Consider the following 15,075-nt stretch of genomic DNA (forward strand, 5'->3'; position numbering starts at 1 on the left):
GAAAATCATGATCAAAATTTATTTACAACTTCTACAAAAAAAACGTTCTTCTGCTGGTTGGACCTTAGCAGAATTACTGATTGCGGCTGCTTTAACCTTAGTGGTTGTTATGGCGGCCGGATGGGGTTTAGTCAACATTTTACGGGAAAATAAAGTCGCTAATGCCACCTCAGAAATGCAATATGATATGAACCGGGCCGCTGAATTTATCTCCGAAGAAGTTCGTGGGGCATCGGTAATTGAAACAAAATTAGAGCCTATTGATTTTAAACTCTATGCCCCTGATTTTAATACAACAGGTAAAACTCCAGTTCTGATGCTCAAAGTACCAGGGGTGACTCAACGAATTGTTTATTATATCGAAGATGCTGATCCGAAAAAGCCTTGGCGCGGGCCGGCAGTTCTTTCTCGTTGGGGGCCATCTTTTAAGGACGATGGTACATACAACGATGATACAAAATCAGACACAAGTAAATGGCAGAATGAACCCCTAGTTGACATGATGTTAACAGCCTTAGATCCGAAGCAAAAAGAATGTAGAAACTTACCCCCTGAGGTAGAAAGTCCTAACACCTATGTTGCCACTGCTCAAGGTAAAGAATGGTATCGTCTTCCCCAAAAAGAAGCTGATGTGAAAGGATTTTTTGCCTGTGTCCGAGAAGATAAACAACTGGCCCAATTAAATATTTATGGGACGACTTTTGAACAACTGAAAACGGTTGCTTCTGGTAAAAATAACTCTCGTTTTAATACCAGCTATCAAATTACAACTCAAGCCTTTGCTCGCTCAGAAATAGTCGGCAGTAATGGACAAGATATTCCCAAGTTTTATGTTGATCCTGACAACACGATTAATCCAAAAGAAAAGGGTAAGTTACAAATAAAAGTATTAAGCCTTGATATTCCCTGCATAAATGAACCTCCGCCAACTGCCGATCCGAAAACGGTTGTAACGACGGTTGCTCAGGTTGATCTTGGATTGACTAAACTCATTGGGACTCCAGTCACGGGAACTGGTTCTAATGAGCCGGCTGATGTTGAAGAAGACAAACCAACTATCGTAACCGTGGCTGAAAATGGAGGCTGTACGTTTGTTGAATTTATTGAGCTTACGAATAAATATTCTCCAACCCAACCTAATGTTAAATACGCTTCCAACGACGGCAAATATCTACAGTTAGATGCCATTATTACTGATGCCACTGCACGAGGAAAAGTCGCAAGTATCTTGAATAGTAATGGATTATTGCAAGGGGATGGAAACACCTTAAAGTTAGCTGACAACCAAGTTCTTTATTTCTTTGAATTTGAGTTTGATTCCTATGATCCCGTTAGTAGAACCTCTATTCCTCAAGGTGATCCACTCTACAATGATGCTGTTGTTTTGGTGAATCTGTCTCAGTAGGGCTGCTAACAGTAAACAGGCGCAGCCTTAACGGTGAGAGTGTCAAAATTATACCTCCCTATTGATTAAACAGGGAGGTAAACATCAAAATTAAGCTAAAAAAACCAATTACAATTGCTTCACTTCAGCCACTAATTTAGAGACGACATCTTGTGCGCTACCAAAAAGCATCATGGTGTTATCATCGTAGAACAATTCATTTTCTACGCCCGCAAACCCCGCACTCATCCCCCGTTTAATGACAATAGTATGATGAGCTTTGTCTACTTCTAAGATAGGCATTCCATAGATAGGACTGCTCTGATCATGACGGGCCGCAGGGTTAACCACATCATTAGCACCAATAATTAAGGCGACATCAGTTTGCTCAAATTGAGGGTTAATGTCGTCCATATCATACAATTGGTTATAGGGAACATTAGCCTCTGCTAATAAAACATTCATGTGTCCAGGCATCCGTCCTGCTACGGGGTGAATGGCATATTTAACTTCCACACCCATTTTTTCCAGTTGATTAGCCAACTCTCTGACGGTATGTTGCGCTTGAGCCACAGCCATGCCATAACCTGGTACAATCACGACAGAACGGGCATAACCCAACATCATGGCCCCTTCTTCGGCATCAATAGAATGTACCACCTTATCCGTCGCTGTACCAGAAGCACCTGCAACAGCACCACCAGCACTACCAAACGCCCCAAATAAGACGCTTAATAAGGAACGGTTCATGGCTTTACACATGATTTGCGTTAAAATAATACCCGATGCTCCCACTAAAGCACCCGCGACGATCAGCATATTGTTCACCAAAATGAACCCGGCTGCACTGGCTGCTAAACCTGAGAAAGAGTTTAAGAGGGAGATAACAACGGGCATATCGCCGCCGCCAATAGGCAGAACGAATAATACCCCAAAGAGGAGAGAAACCGCCACTAATGCCAAGAAAATAGCAGGGTTGGCCGGGTTAAAGAAAAGATAAACACTGGCAACAATGAAGGAGAGGAACAACAGGATATTAAAAGGCTGTTGTAAGGGGAAAGTAACAGGAGAGCCACTAACTAACCCTTGTAACTTAGCAAAAGCCAGTAAACTACCCGTTAAGGTAACACCCCCAATAAATACCCCTAAAATAGCGACCAAGGTGGCATCAAAGGGAATGGGGCCACCAGCATCAAGTAAACGCCAAAATTCACCCACAGCAACTAAAGCACTAGCTGCACCCCCTAAGCCGTTGAAAATACCCACCATTTGGGGCATCTGCGTCATAGCTACTTTTTGAGCCGTAATAGCCCCAATAATTGAACCAATAATGATGGCAATGAGGATCATCTCATAGTTCAACACCGCTTGATTAATCAGGGTGGCTACCGTTGCTAATAACATCCCCACTGCGGCAATAATGTTACCCTGACGGGCCGTAGCAGGTGATCCCAGTTGTTTTAACCCGACAATAAATAGGGCAGCAGCGACTAAATAAGTAAGTTCTATGGCAGTGGTGAGGCCGGAAAGAACATCAGTACATAAGGTATCGTTCATGTCTAGGCCTCCTTCTTCTTAAACATTTGCAACATACGATCGGTGACTAAGAAACCGCCCACGACGTTGATGGTAGCCAATACCACCGCAATTAAGCCTAAAATAACGGTAAGATTCCATTCCTTGGGGCCGGCAATAAGTAACGCACCCACTACCGCAATACCGGAAATTGCGTTCGCCCCAGACATCAGTGGTGTATGAAGGGTGGGGGGAACTTTATTGATCACCTCAAACCCCACAAAAGAGGCTAAGACAAACACCACTAAACCAATTAATAATCCTGTCGTCATCGATAATCATACTCCTAACTTCGGTAAATCAAACTAAAAAGTAACAAGTTAAACGTAAAAAGTTAGAAATTAATTACTTATTACTTATTACTTATTTCTATGCTTCAACTAAGGTAGCCAGAGCTTCTTTAACCTTGGGGTTGCGAATTTCGCCGTTGAAGGTGACACAAGTGCTGGCGATGATGTCATCCTCAAAGTCCAAATTCATTTCCCCATCTTTGACGAGGTATTTCACCAAAGTAAGCAGGTTTTTGGCATAAACTTGACTAGCATCAATGGGAAGGGAAGCAGGGAGGTTAAGGGGGCCAATAATGGTGACACCGTTGTAATATACGTCTTTACCTGGTTCGGTACAGGCGCAGTTTCCACCTTGTCCCGCCGCGAGATCGACAATTACCGCACCAGCTTTCATTTCCCCGACCATTTCTTCGGTGACAATGAGAGGGGCCCGTTTGCCTTGGACTTGGGCGGTGGTGATCACCACATCAGATTTTTTGATGTGTTCGGTGAGAACTTCTCGAATACGCTCCTGGGTACTTTTGCCAACTTCTTTGGCGTAACCTCCAGTGGTGGCTGTGTCTTCTTCGATGGGAATTTCAATAAATTTGGCTCCCACACTTTGCACTTCTTCTTTAACCGCAGGACGCACATCAAAGGCTTCTACTACGGCACCAAGACGACGGGCAGTGGCGATCGCTTGTAACCCGGCGACTCCCGCCCCAACGACTAACACTTTAGCAGGAGGAATAGTCCCCGCCGCAGTCGTCATCATCGGAAAAAGTCTGGGTAAGGAAGCTGCCGCAATGAGGGCCGCTTTATAGCCCGCGATGTTGGCTTGGGAAGATAACGCATCCATACTTTGGGCGCGGCTGGTACGGGGGATTAATTCCATACTGAGGCCAGTAATTTTCCGCTGAGCTAATTCCTGAATGCCTTCTGGGTTGCCCAAGGGGTTGAGAAAACTGATGAGAATGGCCCCTGGTTTGAGCCAGTTGAGTTCTGGTTGTCCGTTTTGTTCTCCCGGAGGAGCGACTTTTAATAGGATCTCGGCTTCTCCCCATAACTGACTGGGAGAATTGATCATGCGCGCTCCGGCTGCCTCGTATTCAGCATCGGTGAAATGGGCCGCAAGTCCAGCCCCAGTCTGCACCAATACTTCAAACCCTAACTTGACGAAGCGGGCGACGGTATCGGGAACTAAGGCGACTCGCAATTCTCCTAATTCACTTTCTTTCGGAACTGCGATTTTTATCATGTTTAACCTTCCTTTCTTGGCGTTATGAGTTAAAAAGCGTTGTTACTATTTTCAGGGTTATCTGTAGGTTAACAACAAACCTTAAACTCTTCTTTGTTTTTTCTGTCTTTCTTCAAAATTAACCAGAAATTCATGAGTAAATTTACTCAGGCGATTCACGGATTGAGTTGGGCTTTTCCTTCCCCTGAATTGGTAGTTTTTGAGATGTCTAACAGCTAGACAGTCAGGGATTGACTTAGTTGTTTTAGGGGAGCTAATTTTCCTTATTTACTTAGTATAATTTAGGGTTTTGATGATTTTTTAGAACTTAATTAAATCTTAACTGTGTCTTTTGTAACCCAAAATTACGATTAATTGATGAATTTTAAAATTTGTCATGATTTCTAAACTTGATTACCCTTCAAGAAAAGGGCGATTTTATTCTTTAAAAGGTCTTATTCGTTGAGGGAGTTAACAAGAAAAAATCAGACCATTAGCAGGTAACAAAGCATGGATCTAATATGTTATGATTAGCCTTGCTCAATTTCAAGTCATTGGAGAACGCATAATGCAAAGTAGCGCACGCAATACCATTAAAGGAACCGTTACGAAAGTCGAACTAGGTAGTGTTAATGCAATTGTCACCATAGAAGTCGCTCCTGGGGTGGAAATTAGTGGCATGATCACTAAAGAATCTGCTGAAAGCCTAGGTTTAACAGAAGGAAAAGAAGCTTATGCTGTCATCAAAGCCAGTGATGTGATGTTTGGGGTTGAATAATATCAACTTCAGTATATCTTCGACAGGAAAGAAGTTCATTGATAAACTTAGTTGATTAATGATTGATCTCTTAAGTTTTCTTTAAATTTTCGTCACTTCATTCAACATGGCTCTTAAGATAGCTTCTAAATCAATTGAGCCATGTTTTTTTGTAAGATTTGTTAAGGAGCGAGAAATTAATCATGAAAAGAAAACACTTTATTGCCTTAAGTTTAGCGGCTTTTGTAACTGCTTGTACTGCCTCTAATTCTAATCAAAAAGATACCCCTAAAGTGACGTTAACTGTATCTGTGGCGGCCAGTGTACAGGATGCTATGAAAGCAATTCAACCTATTTATCAAACGGCAAATCCTAATATTGATATTGTCTACAATTTTGGGTCTTCAGGGTCTTTACAACAGCAAATTGAACAGGGTGCGCCAACAGATATTTTTATTTCTGCTGCCCCTAAACAAATGAATGCCCTACAACAAAAAGATTTAATTTTAACAGAAACACGCAAAAATCTTTTAGAGAATCAAGTGGTTTTAGTCACCCCTAAAGACTTCAAAGAAACTCTGACTTTTGAAACTTTAGGTAATGCTAATCTTGATAAAATTGCTTTAGGTGAGCCGACAAGTGTTCCAGCTGGACAATATGCCAAAGAAGTCCTAACTTCTTTAAAATCTTTCGATAAATTAACCTCTAAATTGGTTTTTGCTAAAGATGTTCGTCAAGTTCTATTTTATGTAGAAACGGGAAATGTTGATGCAGGAATTGTCTATGGAACCGATGCTAAAATTTCAGATAAAGTGAAAATAGCAGCAACAGCACCGGAAGGTTCCCATGCTCCCATTGTTTATCCGGTTGCAGTTGTTAAAGACAGCAAAAATCCTGAAGAAGCAATGAAATTTGTTGACTTTTTATTGAGCGATCAGGGTAAAAAAGTCTTTGAAGAATATGGGTTTACTATACCTAATAATTAGGCAAGCAAGTCACTTTTTCTCGAAGGGCTATTATTCACCTGGTTTTAGTCGATAAAAATATTAATATCCCCTTATTTTTAACAGGGGATCGTCACAAACATCATCGATAATATCTTAAATCTAATTAACCACAAATTCAATCATTCCGGCAACCACCATCGCCAAAATAACGACTTTTAAGAGGCGACTTCCATCCGTGGTTGTTGATGATGTCACTTGGTTATCACTTCCTTGTAAATACCCATAAACGTTTACTGCTCCCATCATAAAAAACAGTAAAGCCAATAAGCTCATCTTTTCCCCTGTCTTTTTTCTGGAAGAGGCTGTCCAAGTTTGTTGCTGATTCATGGTCACTCACTCCATCTGATTAGGTCACAAACGGCGATCACCTTGATTGGCGATGCCCTATATAAATCTATGTTAACAAATGTAACGTATTTTGACAAGTGTTTGACAATACACTTTTAGCATGGTATAGAAAAAGATTTTTTTATTGGATCAGAATGGCGTGACAGAACGCTTTAGGTCGAATTGCTGTCAAGAGCAATGCAATAAAACTTTACAGACAGTTAATATTTTGTTACACTGTAGAGGAAGCAAACACACACACAATAATTATGATTATCATTCCAAAGCCTTTAAAATCGACATCTAGCGTCTCTGACTTGAAGGAGCGTCTTGATTGGGGTGAACCAGCATTCACCCTTATTGATGTGCGTTCTAGAGATGCTTTTAACATCAGTCACATTACGGGTGCCGTCTCTTTGCCACTCAATCAACTGGTGGAGGGAGCTTTGTCAAATCTTGAATCTGTACGGGATATATATGTTTACGGTTCTACCGACGAAGAAACTTCAACAGCAGCTGGCTTGCTGAGAAAAGCAGGTTATCAAAATGTCGGAGAATTAATCGGTGGTTTAGCTGCTTGGAAAAAGTTCGGTTTTCCCATTGAAGGGAACTCTAGTATTGTTGCTTAATTAACAGAGAATAACTGACAAATAAACTCTGAAGTATCACGCCGGAAACCTTAGTTTCCGGCGTTAAAATTTTGTTAAGCTACTTGATCATTTTTTTGAGAACCAATAACTGCGATCGCAACTCCCAATAACAAAATAATTGCGCCAACTAATACTAAAATTGTTGGCATTTCTCCAAACAGAAAGAACCCCAAACAACTAGCAAAAACAGGTTCAAATAGAATAACTAAAGTGACTAATATGGGAGAAATCCAACGCACTGACCAATTTAAGGCAGTATGACCAATTAATTGTGGAAAAATAGCCATCAATAACACATAAAAGTAGACAGAAGTAGGATAGTTTAAATAACCAGAACCAATGATTAAAGGGAAGGGAAAAAGTATCAAAGCAGCTATGGTATAAACGATGACAATATAACTGCTAACCCTTAAGCCATGCCGTTGTGCTTCTCGTCCTAAAAGGAAATAAAGACTCACAGTTAAAGCTCCAACTAGAGCTAAAACATTACCCAAAAAAGGATTACTTGCCGCGACTGAATTTGTCCCATCTCCAATAACAATAAAAACTCCCCCAATCAAGGCAATAATAATGCCTAAAATTGTCTTTTTTGTTGGTATTTCTTTAAACCAAAGCCATGATAAAACAGCAACCCAAATAGGGTTAGTGGTGACTAAGGTTGTAGACGCAGCAATAGAAGTAAATGATAAAGAAGTGATCCAAGTAGCAAAATGAAATGCTAACGTAAATCCCGCAGCAATGGCATAATAATAAGCAGTAGAAGTTTCTTGAAAATTAGGAATCTTTCGCCAACCAGGAAGCAATAAAAAAGAGGCAATAATCAATCGAGACGCTGCTAAAAATAAACTAAAACCTACCCCAGATGTTCCCCCTGCGGCTAATGCTAAACGAACAAAAACCGCCGACGTAGAAACCGCCAACACACCCATCACAAGAATTAAGCTAACTTGCCAAGAAGAAGGCGATCGCATTTTCACCTAAAACGTTATATTAGATCTAACTAATTATCTTACTATTTTCAGCATCATGAGCAACTTACCTCCTCTCAATACTGACACCATTCAAGCCATTCTTGATGAAAAAATTGACGATGAGACTGTCAATCAATTAGTTTGGTATTATTTAGGATATCGTTATGATGAAGCAAGTCAAACTTGGGATAATACAGCAGTCGAAGAATCTTGGAAACAAGACTATCCTGAACCCCCAAACTTCATTGAAAATCGACCTCCAACCGTTAAATTAACTCGTTCCATTCCCAAGGAAAATAAACAACTACTTAAAGAAAAATTAGGCTTTCAAGGTTATAAAATTGGTACTTTTGAACCTAGAGATACCCGTCGCGCAACCATGGCCAATTGGTTATTAAGCTATTTAGTCATAGGAAGTCAATGATTTTTTAAGTTAATTATCAATTTAATTTAATCCAATTTCCAGCGACTAGCAATAGGCATTCTCCACCCCGTTCCAAAAGCTCTATCCGTTACTTTTAATCCTGGAGGAGCTTGTTTTCGCTTAAACTCAGAACGAGTTACTAATTTAACTACTTTGTCAATTATAGCATAATCAAACCCTGCTGCTTCAATTTGTTTTATAGATTGATGATGATGAATTAGACGGTCTAAAATCTCATCTAAAATGTCATAAGGTGGCAAAGAATCTTGATCCACCTGATCGGGTTTTAATTCGGCACTAGGGGGCTTAATTAAGACATTATGAGGAATCAACTCTTGATGACGATTTAACCAGCGACAGAGGGCAAAAACACGGGTTTTAGGCACATCTGAAATCACCGCTAACCCCCCATTCATATCTCCATATAAGGTACAATAACCCACAGCCATTTCTGATTTATTTCCGGTTGATAGTAATAAATGTCCAAATTTATTAGCAATGGCCATTAATAAATTACCCCGAATTCTTGACTGTAAATTTTCTTCAGCAACTCCAAATTCTGTCCCAACAAATAAAGGTTTTAACAGACTATCATAAGACTTCATAACCTCACCAATGGGTAGAGTATAACTGTTAATTTCTAAATTGTTAACTAAGGCTTCAGCATCAATAATTGAATGTTGAGAACTGTAAGGGGAAGGCATCAAGATTCCTAAGACATTTTTTGACCCTAAAGCTTCAGCAGCAATGGCAGCAACTAAGGATGAATCAATGCCCCCACTTAACCCTAAAATAGCTTGAGAAAAGCCACATTTTTGAGCATAATCTCTCACTCCTAAAACTAAAGCTGACCAAATTTCTTCTTCTTCTGTTTGAGAAAATTCAGCCATATAACTCTGATCTAAATCTTGATTATTTTGATTATATTCAACAATTTCAACCGCCGTTTGAAAGCCTCTTGCTCGTAAAATTACTTCTCCTTTTCTATTTACAGCAAAACTATTACCATCAAAAATCAAGTCATCATTTCCTCCAATCTGGTTAGTATAAATAATGGGGATTTGATGCCTTTCAGCACTATGTTTTAACATTGCTTCTCTGACCTTTTGCTTACCAATACTATAAGGAGAAGCCGATAAATTAACAATACAATCAACCCCATATTTAACTAAGTCTTGAATCGGATTATCTTCATAACTTCTTTTTCCCCAAAATTCCTCATCATTCCATAAATCCTCACATACTGTCACCCCAATTTTTAAAGTTTGAGAAGTTTGAGAATTAGGCAATAATTCAAAAAAATTACTCTGTCTTCCTGCTTCAAAATAACGCTCCTCATCAAACACATCATAAGTCGGTAAAAGACGCTTATTAAAAACCTGTTTTATACTCCCATTTTCTAATAAAGCAATACTATTAAAAAGCTGTTTCTCTCCCCGAATATTCGCATTAGGATTTTTAGTAACAGTTCCCACTAAAACAGCTAATCCTGGGGGTATTTTTACCGCTAATGCTTGTAATTCAATCGATAAATTCTCAATGAAACTGGGATTTAAGACTAAATCTTTAGGGGGATATCCACACAAAGAAAGTTCAGGAGTAAGCAACAAACGAGCATTTTTATTAACAGCTAATTGAGCAGCTTTTTCAATATTTTGGGCATTATTAGACAGATCTCCAATAATCGGATTAAGTTGAGCGATCGCAATTTTCATAATGTTTAATTAGGGTTTAAATAAAGACAAAAGGCTTATCTTTTAAAGGGGCAAATACTTCCGCATCAAATCGATATAAACTAGCTGGTCTTCCCGCACCTCTTGAGACTTTTTTTTCCGTATCTATCAAAAATCCCAACTTTAAAAGACGAGAGCGAAAATTAGAATAATCAGCAAAATTCTCTCCTAAAACAGTGGTATAAAATTGATAGAGATCATTCAAAGTAAACAACTCAGGTAACACATCAAAGGCAATGGGACTATATTCTAATTTACTGCGTAAGCGTTGATAACCATAATTCAAAATCTCATTGTGATCAAAGGCTAATTCTGGTATTTTTTCCATCATATACCAAGCAGTATTATGATGATAATTAGTAATTAATTCTGCTTCTTCAAAACGCACTAAAGCAAAATAACTTACTGACAAATAACGCACTCCGTAACTATTAGGTAATTCCCTGGGATCTCGATGGGGGCCACCAAAGGTATATAATTGCTCTAAATACAGATGATTTACCCGTATTTTTTCCGACAAAATGCGATAGGCTGCATCTTCTAAAGATTCACCTTGTCGCACTAAAGTTCCTGGTAAACCCCATTTTTTAAGAAAGGGTTCATCCTCTCTTTTAACCAGCAAAACTAACAGGCGATTTTGTTGAGAATCAATGGAAAAAATAACATTATCAACCCCAACTTTGAAATCTTCTAAAATCAACTGATTCTTGTCTAAACTCATGGGTACAATTGCTCTTGATGAATATAATCTTGAATAGGACGAATTAAGACATCTTCATCTCGATGTTTTCGGTAAGCAGTAGAAGAAACTGCAGGTGCATCTAAATCAGCAACTTGATAATTTCCCCCTAATTCTGCTAATGCTTGTAAATCAGATTCATTAATCAAATAACCAGGCCGAGGAACAACTAAAATAGACACCTCAGCTAACAATTCTTGCACATGATACCATTGACGAATTTGCTTAAGTAAATCAGATCCAATTACTAAAGTATAGTCTGCTTTTTGTCCCCAAATTTCCTTAGCTTTTGCCACACTTATCAAACTGCGGCGATGACTCAACCCTTTAGAAAGATAAATATTATGACGGGTTGGTTCAATATGATCAATTAATAATTGCAACATTTTTATCCGATGATCAAGAGAGGTTTGATGTTCCTTAAAAGGATTATCAGAAGCCCAAACCCCAACCCAATCATAATGATCAGATAACCACCGAATAATGGATTTATGTCCTGCTGTTGGGGGGTCTGCACTGGTTCCAAATAGAGCAATTTTTGTCACGTTAGGTCACTCCAAACTTAAACAACTAATGATTGACGTAAAGCTTCTAATTTAGCAGAAATTTTAACAGAAATTGGCATCGGATTGCTCAAATTACGCGTCTCTGCTGGCAGACTCTTAACTGATGTTTGAACCCGTTGGCGAATTGTTCCTAAAGCTTCAGGATTATTTAAAGGTTTACCATCTTTCATGACCAATTGTAATAAAGGGATTTCTCCTGCTTGGGCTGGTTCATCTGCTAATGTTAACCTATCCCCCTTAATTATTCCCTGAACTTCTGTCCGAAATATCTGTTTACACCCCGGATAAGTCATTTTATGGCTAGATTGTTTCATGGTTGGAATGCCATCAATATCAACTAATTTATAGACCCCATTAACAGGTTCCCCCGTAACTAAGCGAGTTCCCACCCCATAGCCATCAATAACCGCCTTAGCTTCCTGCAAACGCTTAATTTCCCATTCATCAATGTCCCCACTGGCAAAAATTTTGACCGTCGGCAGCAGCGATCGCACTTTTTGGGATAATGTGACTAAATCCCCTGAATCAAGGCGTACTCCCCTAATTTCTGCCTCTCCTGCTTGCATTTTTTGGGCCAACCGTTCCGCCGCAGCCACTGTATCATAGGTGTCAATTAACAACGTTGCCCCAGGAAAATAACGACCAAAAGCCGCAAAAGCCTCATCCTCACTACCTGATAAGGCTTTAATCGCCATTACCAAAGCATGGGCCATGGTTCCACTGGGTTTCTGGTTTAACTGCAAGGCCGCAAACACATTAGAAGTCGCGTCAAACCCTGCCGCTAAAGCCGCCCTAGCCGCCCAAATTGCCCCTTGAGGACTGAAAGCCCGTCTCGTGCCAAATTCTAACAAAGTTGCCGTTTTCCCTGCTATATCTCGCATTCTAGCGGCTCTGGTGGCGATTAAAGTTTGATAGTTTAGGGTATTTAATAAGTAGGTTTCCGCAATTTGCGCTTGCCATAAGGGGGCCTCCACCCGCAATAAGGGTTCATTAGCAAACACCGCCGTACCTTCGGGAACCGCCCATACATCCCCCGTAAAGCTTCCTGTCTGCAACAATGACCAAAATTCCGGCGGTGCTTGGTCAAAAATCCCTGTTTTCTGCAACGCTTCTAACTGCTGTTCGTTAAACCTGAATTTTTCAAGATAATCTAACCCCTGAGCTAGTCCCATGGCGATGAGATAACCCAAATGGTCGGGCAAATTACGCACAAACAGTTCAAAACTCCCCCGACGTTCTGCTATTCCTTCGCCAACGTAACAAGCGGCCATGGTTAGCTGATACAAATCCGTCAAAAGGCTGTAGTTTTGGGGGTTTAGGGTCAGTTCTTGGTCTTCTTTTAACATGGTTGATGCCTAAAAATTTTTCTTTATTAATTTAATTATAGTAGATTTTACCAAAACTGAGATCTTGCACCATAATTTAAAAATCACAAAAACCCGATTTTTAAAGACAGCAAACCAAGCATGACTTCCTTACTGTTTGGTAAAAAATCGGGTTTTTCAAGCTAGGTGCAAGATTTTCGTTAAAAGGCTTGTCAATTACCAAAAAATGAGGTAATAATTAGTAGGAAGTACGAAAAAAGTTTGCAAAAAAGATAAGTTTCTTTAGAAAACTTCAAACAATATCCCCTCAAAAGCTAACTATTATAAAGAAAATTAAATATTTATTGCTTAGATCCCTAAAACCTTAGTCTCTCATTACATAATCAGATTAGAGGAGAAAAAACTGTTCTCTTTGAACTGACAAAGTTGAGACTAACTTAAATAAGCAATTAAATCGAGTGGAAGGCAAATAGTATGAAAATTAACGAAAAGTTACAAAATTGGGTTCAATATATTACGGAAGGCTTTGCCCGGATTTTTAGTCCGGCCAAAGACGACTATAGTGAGATGGGGGTACAACCGTTTGACTGTGAACCCTATACCAAGACAGCAGATAAGGTTTGAATGAGGTAATTTGCGTGTAAAAAATTGACTAGATTTGATGAGTTGCAGAGCGTTTTATAGGGTGGAATTTGTCCTAAAATTCCACCTTTTAATTATTTTAATTATTATCATTGATCTGGGAAATATTATTAGTCCCTTCCCAGTCAGGACATTGAGAAGTATGAGAACCAGAGGGGTGCATTCCACAGACTAATAAATGCTTACCGTAAACCCGTCCATGATAATGATGACAACCCCGACAAGCCGGATGAACATTAAATGTTGGCTCAATTTTCGGGGAAAGCATCAAATCAGGATCTTCATTAAAATAATAAGAAATATTGATGTCTTCTTCAATAGAAATATCAATGATTGGACTAAAAACATCCTCAAAAAATTGATCAATTTCCCTCACCAAATCCGTTTGGAATTCTTCAGATGCTGTTTCAACAACTTGACCCACTTCATCCACGAACTCCTCAACGGCAACTGTAACCGTTCCTAACCATTCCACTAATTCTTTTTGCCAGTCTTCCATCTTATGCCTTTTGATTAAACTGTAAATAATCGCCATCTATTAAATTAGGCGAGAGAAAAAGTTAATTATTGACGTTTTAAGCGTTTTAATTCATCTTGTAAAGATTCAACTTGTTTCTTTAACTCATCTAAATTTTCCGGTTTCGAGGCGGGCGTTTCCTCCTCATCTTCTGGGATAATTTCAATTAAACGAGGTCCTGATTTTTCTGATTGAGATTTCTCCGTTGCATCAGGGGCTTGTTGTTGCGCTTGTTGAATCAGATCATCCACATATTTACGCGCTTCCTCAGTCGTCATTTCTCCCCGTGCTACCATTTCATCGGCCAACTTCTGGGCCTGCACTTTCAACTCCTGTAAGTTCACATTTGCTTTTTCCGCTGCATAAGAAGCAATACCAACTCCCAGATATAAGGCTTTTTGCACCAAATCACTCAGACCAGCCATATAATACATCTCCAGCTTATAGATTACCTATTTACATTTTTACACATATTTCTCATTCCCTCTGTATATTTATAAACCTGAAATGGGAACACTCAGCATAGGGGTAGACAATTTGCAGGAAGAAAGGGCTTTTGCTGTTTCTTTCAAGAAAAAATGCTGCTTAGTTGTAATCACAATTTCATATGGAATTACTCTCTCCTTCCCTCGAACAACTGATCAAAGAAATTGTTGCTGTTAATCATGCCTGGAAAGTCGCCAAAGATCTTTTTCAGGAAAATTCGGGGTTAGCGCAGTCTCTCAGAGAACTAAAAACTCGCTTACAGGTTCGTCTATTGCGTTGTTATTCGCCTAATTTTGTGTATTTGATAGAACATCAAAACACAGAGAATGATGAACCTTTGTATAGCTTACAGCTTGTTAGTCCCATCGAGGGATTTAAAGATGCTGCTCATCTTCCGATTAGGGTAGCGCAAGAAGTATTATCATCCACAGAAATTCAAAAATTTAGCAACAATTAATTGGAAGAA

General features: G+C 39.4%; 18 protein-coding genes. 7 read left to right on the forward strand and 11 right to left on the reverse strand.

Annotated elements, in window-relative coordinates; translation table 11 throughout:
- The first annotated feature begins 7 nt into the window (after nucleotides 1-7).
- Complete coding sequence (locus VB691_RS18325; RefSeq protein WP_323292959.1) at nucleotides 8-1,405, forward strand: hypothetical protein; 1,398 nt, start codon at nucleotides 8-10, stop codon at nucleotides 1,403-1,405.
- 108 nt (nucleotides 1,406-1,513) lie between these two features.
- On the opposite strand, the gene VB691_RS18330 is transcribed toward VB691_RS18325, so the two are convergent.
- The 3 genes from VB691_RS18330 to VB691_RS18340 all read right to left on the reverse strand — a co-directional run bounded on the left by VB691_RS18330 (nucleotide 1,514) and on the right by VB691_RS18340 (nucleotide 4,486).
- Entirely contained in the window at nucleotides 1,514-2,941 is a 1,428-nt protein-coding gene (locus VB691_RS18330) for an NAD(P)(+) transhydrogenase (Re/Si-specific) subunit beta (RefSeq protein ID WP_323292960.1), read from the reverse strand.
- Nucleotides 2,942-2,943: 2 nt separating this feature from the next.
- Nucleotides 2,944-3,231 carry an NAD(P) transhydrogenase subunit alpha gene (locus tag VB691_RS18335; RefSeq protein WP_323292961.1) on the reverse strand — a complete coding sequence of 96 codons (288 nt, stop codon included), beginning with the start codon at nucleotides 3,229-3,231 and terminating at the stop codon, nucleotides 2,944-2,946.
- A 97-nt stretch (nucleotides 3,232-3,328) separates the two neighbouring features.
- Nucleotides 3,329-4,486: a Re/Si-specific NAD(P)(+) transhydrogenase subunit alpha gene (locus VB691_RS18340; protein ID WP_323292962.1), complete on the reverse strand. Its 1,158-nt coding sequence runs from the start codon at nucleotides 4,484-4,486 to the stop codon at nucleotides 3,329-3,331.
- A gap of 547 nt (nucleotides 4,487-5,033) precedes the next feature.
- Between VB691_RS18340 and VB691_RS18345 the strand changes: the two genes are divergently transcribed.
- Both VB691_RS18345 and modA read left to right on the forward strand, forming a co-directional pair.
- Entirely contained in the window at nucleotides 5,034-5,243 is a 210-nt protein-coding gene (locus VB691_RS18345; protein ID WP_323292963.1) for a TOBE domain-containing protein, read from the forward strand.
- Nucleotides 5,244-5,425: 182 nt separating this feature from the next.
- A complete protein-coding gene (modA, locus tag VB691_RS18350) occupies nucleotides 5,426-6,208 on the forward strand; it encodes a molybdate ABC transporter substrate-binding protein (protein ID WP_323292964.1) in 783 nt (260 codons plus the stop codon).
- A gap of 120 nt (nucleotides 6,209-6,328) precedes the next feature.
- On the opposite strand, the gene VB691_RS18355 is transcribed toward modA, so the two are convergent.
- Nucleotides 6,329-6,556 carry a hypothetical protein gene (locus tag VB691_RS18355; RefSeq protein WP_323292965.1) on the reverse strand — a complete coding sequence of 76 codons (228 nt, stop codon included), beginning with the start codon at nucleotides 6,554-6,556 and terminating at the stop codon, nucleotides 6,329-6,331.
- Nucleotides 6,557-6,825: 269 nt separating this feature from the next.
- On the opposite strand from VB691_RS18355, the gene VB691_RS18360 reads away from it, so the two are divergent.
- The gene (locus VB691_RS18360) at nucleotides 6,826-7,185 is read left to right on the forward strand and encodes a rhodanese-like domain-containing protein (protein ID WP_323292966.1); all 360 of its coding nucleotides are present in this window, start codon (nucleotides 6,826-6,828) and stop codon (nucleotides 7,183-7,185) included.
- A 74-nt stretch (nucleotides 7,186-7,259) separates the two neighbouring features.
- On the opposite strand, the gene VB691_RS18365 is transcribed toward VB691_RS18360, so the two are convergent.
- Nucleotides 7,260-8,177, reverse strand: coding sequence for a DMT family transporter (locus tag VB691_RS18365; RefSeq protein ID WP_323292967.1), 918 nt, complete (start codon nucleotides 8,175-8,177; stop codon nucleotides 7,260-7,262).
- A gap of 55 nt (nucleotides 8,178-8,232) precedes the next feature.
- On the opposite strand from VB691_RS18365, the gene VB691_RS18370 reads away from it, so the two are divergent.
- A complete protein-coding gene (locus VB691_RS18370; RefSeq protein WP_323292968.1) occupies nucleotides 8,233-8,601 on the forward strand; it encodes a DUF1823 family protein in 369 nt (122 codons plus the stop codon).
- Nucleotides 8,602-8,627: 26 nt separating this feature from the next.
- On the opposite strand, the gene VB691_RS18375 is transcribed toward VB691_RS18370, so the two are convergent.
- From VB691_RS18375 to VB691_RS18390, 4 genes are read right to left on the reverse strand one after another with little or no spacing between them, the layout of a single operon-like run.
- Entirely contained in the window at nucleotides 8,628-10,316 is a 1,689-nt protein-coding gene (locus tag VB691_RS18375) for an NAD+ synthase (protein ID WP_323292969.1), read from the reverse strand.
- Between the two features lie 16 nt (nucleotides 10,317-10,332).
- Entirely contained in the window at nucleotides 10,333-11,055 is a 723-nt protein-coding gene (locus VB691_RS18380; RefSeq protein ID WP_323292970.1) for an NUDIX hydrolase, read from the reverse strand.
- The gene (locus tag VB691_RS18385; RefSeq protein WP_323292971.1) at nucleotides 11,052-11,618 is read right to left on the reverse strand and encodes a nicotinate-nucleotide adenylyltransferase; all 567 of its coding nucleotides are present in this window, start codon (nucleotides 11,616-11,618) and stop codon (nucleotides 11,052-11,054) included. Before VB691_RS18385 ends, VB691_RS18380 begins: the two co-directional genes overlap by 4 nt.
- 17 nt (nucleotides 11,619-11,635) lie before the next feature.
- Entirely contained in the window at nucleotides 11,636-12,985 is a 1,350-nt protein-coding gene (locus VB691_RS18390; RefSeq protein ID WP_323292972.1) for a nicotinate phosphoribosyltransferase, read from the reverse strand.
- Nucleotides 12,986-13,438: 453 nt separating this feature from the next.
- Here VB691_RS18390 and VB691_RS18395 point away from each other — a divergent pair, with 453 nt between their 5' ends.
- Complete coding sequence (locus tag VB691_RS18395) at nucleotides 13,439-13,588, forward strand: isochorismate synthase (RefSeq protein ID WP_323292973.1); 150 nt, start codon at nucleotides 13,439-13,441, stop codon at nucleotides 13,586-13,588.
- Between the two features lie 97 nt (nucleotides 13,589-13,685).
- On the opposite strand, the gene VB691_RS18400 is transcribed toward VB691_RS18395, so the two are convergent.
- Entirely contained in the window at nucleotides 13,686-14,105 is a 420-nt protein-coding gene (locus tag VB691_RS18400) for a hypothetical protein (protein WP_323292974.1), read from the reverse strand.
- A gap of 65 nt (nucleotides 14,106-14,170) precedes the next feature.
- On the reverse strand, nucleotides 14,171-14,548 hold the full coding sequence (locus tag VB691_RS18405; protein ID WP_323292975.1) for a hypothetical protein: 378 nt from the start codon (nucleotides 14,546-14,548) through the stop codon (nucleotides 14,171-14,173).
- Nucleotides 14,549-14,730: 182 nt separating this feature from the next.
- Here VB691_RS18405 and VB691_RS18410 point away from each other — a divergent pair, with 182 nt between their 5' ends.
- Nucleotides 14,731-15,066, forward strand: coding sequence for a hypothetical protein (locus VB691_RS18410; RefSeq protein ID WP_323292976.1), 336 nt, complete (start codon nucleotides 14,731-14,733; stop codon nucleotides 15,064-15,066).
- The last annotated feature ends 9 nt before the right edge of the window (nucleotides 15,067-15,075 follow it).

It is taken from the genome of Crocosphaera sp. XPORK-15E, assembly GCF_034931425.1.
Taxonomy (GTDB): domain Bacteria; phylum Cyanobacteriota; class Cyanobacteriia; order Cyanobacteriales; family Microcystaceae; genus UHCC-0190.

What these genes read in the sequence shown, in the direction of transcription:
- VB691_RS18335 (WP_323292961.1), bottom strand. Translation starts at nt 3,231, where the DNA reads ATGACGACAGGATTATTAATTGGTTTAGTGGTGTTTGTCTTAGCCTCT.
- VB691_RS18360 (WP_323292966.1), top strand. Translation starts at nt 6,826, where the DNA reads ATGATTATCATTCCAAAGCCTTTAAAATCGACATCTAGCGTCTCTGAC.
- VB691_RS18405 (WP_323292975.1), bottom strand. Translation starts at nt 14,548, where the DNA reads ATGGCTGGTCTGAGTGATTTGGTGCAAAAAGCCTTATATCTGGGAGTT.
- VB691_RS18325 (WP_323292959.1), top strand. Translation starts at nt 8, where the DNA reads ATGATCAAAATTTATTTACAACTTCTACAAAAAAAACGTTCTTCTGCT.
- VB691_RS18365 (WP_323292967.1), bottom strand. Translation starts at nt 8,177, where the DNA reads ATGCGATCGCCTTCTTCTTGGCAAGTTAGCTTAATTCTTGTGATGGGT.
- VB691_RS18400 (WP_323292974.1), bottom strand. Translation starts at nt 14,105, where the DNA reads ATGGAAGACTGGCAAAAAGAATTAGTGGAATGGTTAGGAACGGTTACA.
- VB691_RS18410 (WP_323292976.1), top strand. Translation starts at nt 14,731, where the DNA reads ATGGAATTACTCTCTCCTTCCCTCGAACAACTGATCAAAGAAATTGTT.
- VB691_RS18355 (WP_323292965.1), bottom strand. Translation starts at nt 6,556, where the DNA reads ATGAATCAGCAACAAACTTGGACAGCCTCTTCCAGAAAAAAGACAGGG.
- VB691_RS18390 (WP_323292972.1), bottom strand. Translation starts at nt 12,985, where the DNA reads ATGTTAAAAGAAGACCAAGAACTGACCCTAAACCCCCAAAACTACAGC.
- VB691_RS18395 (WP_323292973.1), top strand. Translation starts at nt 13,439, where the DNA reads ATGAAAATTAACGAAAAGTTACAAAATTGGGTTCAATATATTACGGAA.
- VB691_RS18375 (WP_323292969.1), bottom strand. Translation starts at nt 10,316, where the DNA reads ATGAAAATTGCGATCGCTCAACTTAATCCGATTATTGGAGATCTGTCT.
- VB691_RS18340 (WP_323292962.1), bottom strand. Translation starts at nt 4,486, where the DNA reads ATGATAAAAATCGCAGTTCCGAAAGAAAGTGAATTAGGAGAATTGCGA.
- VB691_RS18380 (WP_323292970.1), bottom strand. Translation starts at nt 11,055, where the DNA reads ATGAGTTTAGACAAGAATCAGTTGATTTTAGAAGATTTCAAAGTTGGG.
- modA (WP_323292964.1), top strand. Translation starts at nt 5,426, where the DNA reads ATGAAAAGAAAACACTTTATTGCCTTAAGTTTAGCGGCTTTTGTAACT.
- VB691_RS18330 (WP_323292960.1), bottom strand. Translation starts at nt 2,941, where the DNA reads ATGAACGATACCTTATGTACTGATGTTCTTTCCGGCCTCACCACTGCC.
- VB691_RS18345 (WP_323292963.1), top strand. Translation starts at nt 5,034, where the DNA reads ATGCAAAGTAGCGCACGCAATACCATTAAAGGAACCGTTACGAAAGTC.
- VB691_RS18370 (WP_323292968.1), top strand. Translation starts at nt 8,233, where the DNA reads ATGAGCAACTTACCTCCTCTCAATACTGACACCATTCAAGCCATTCTT.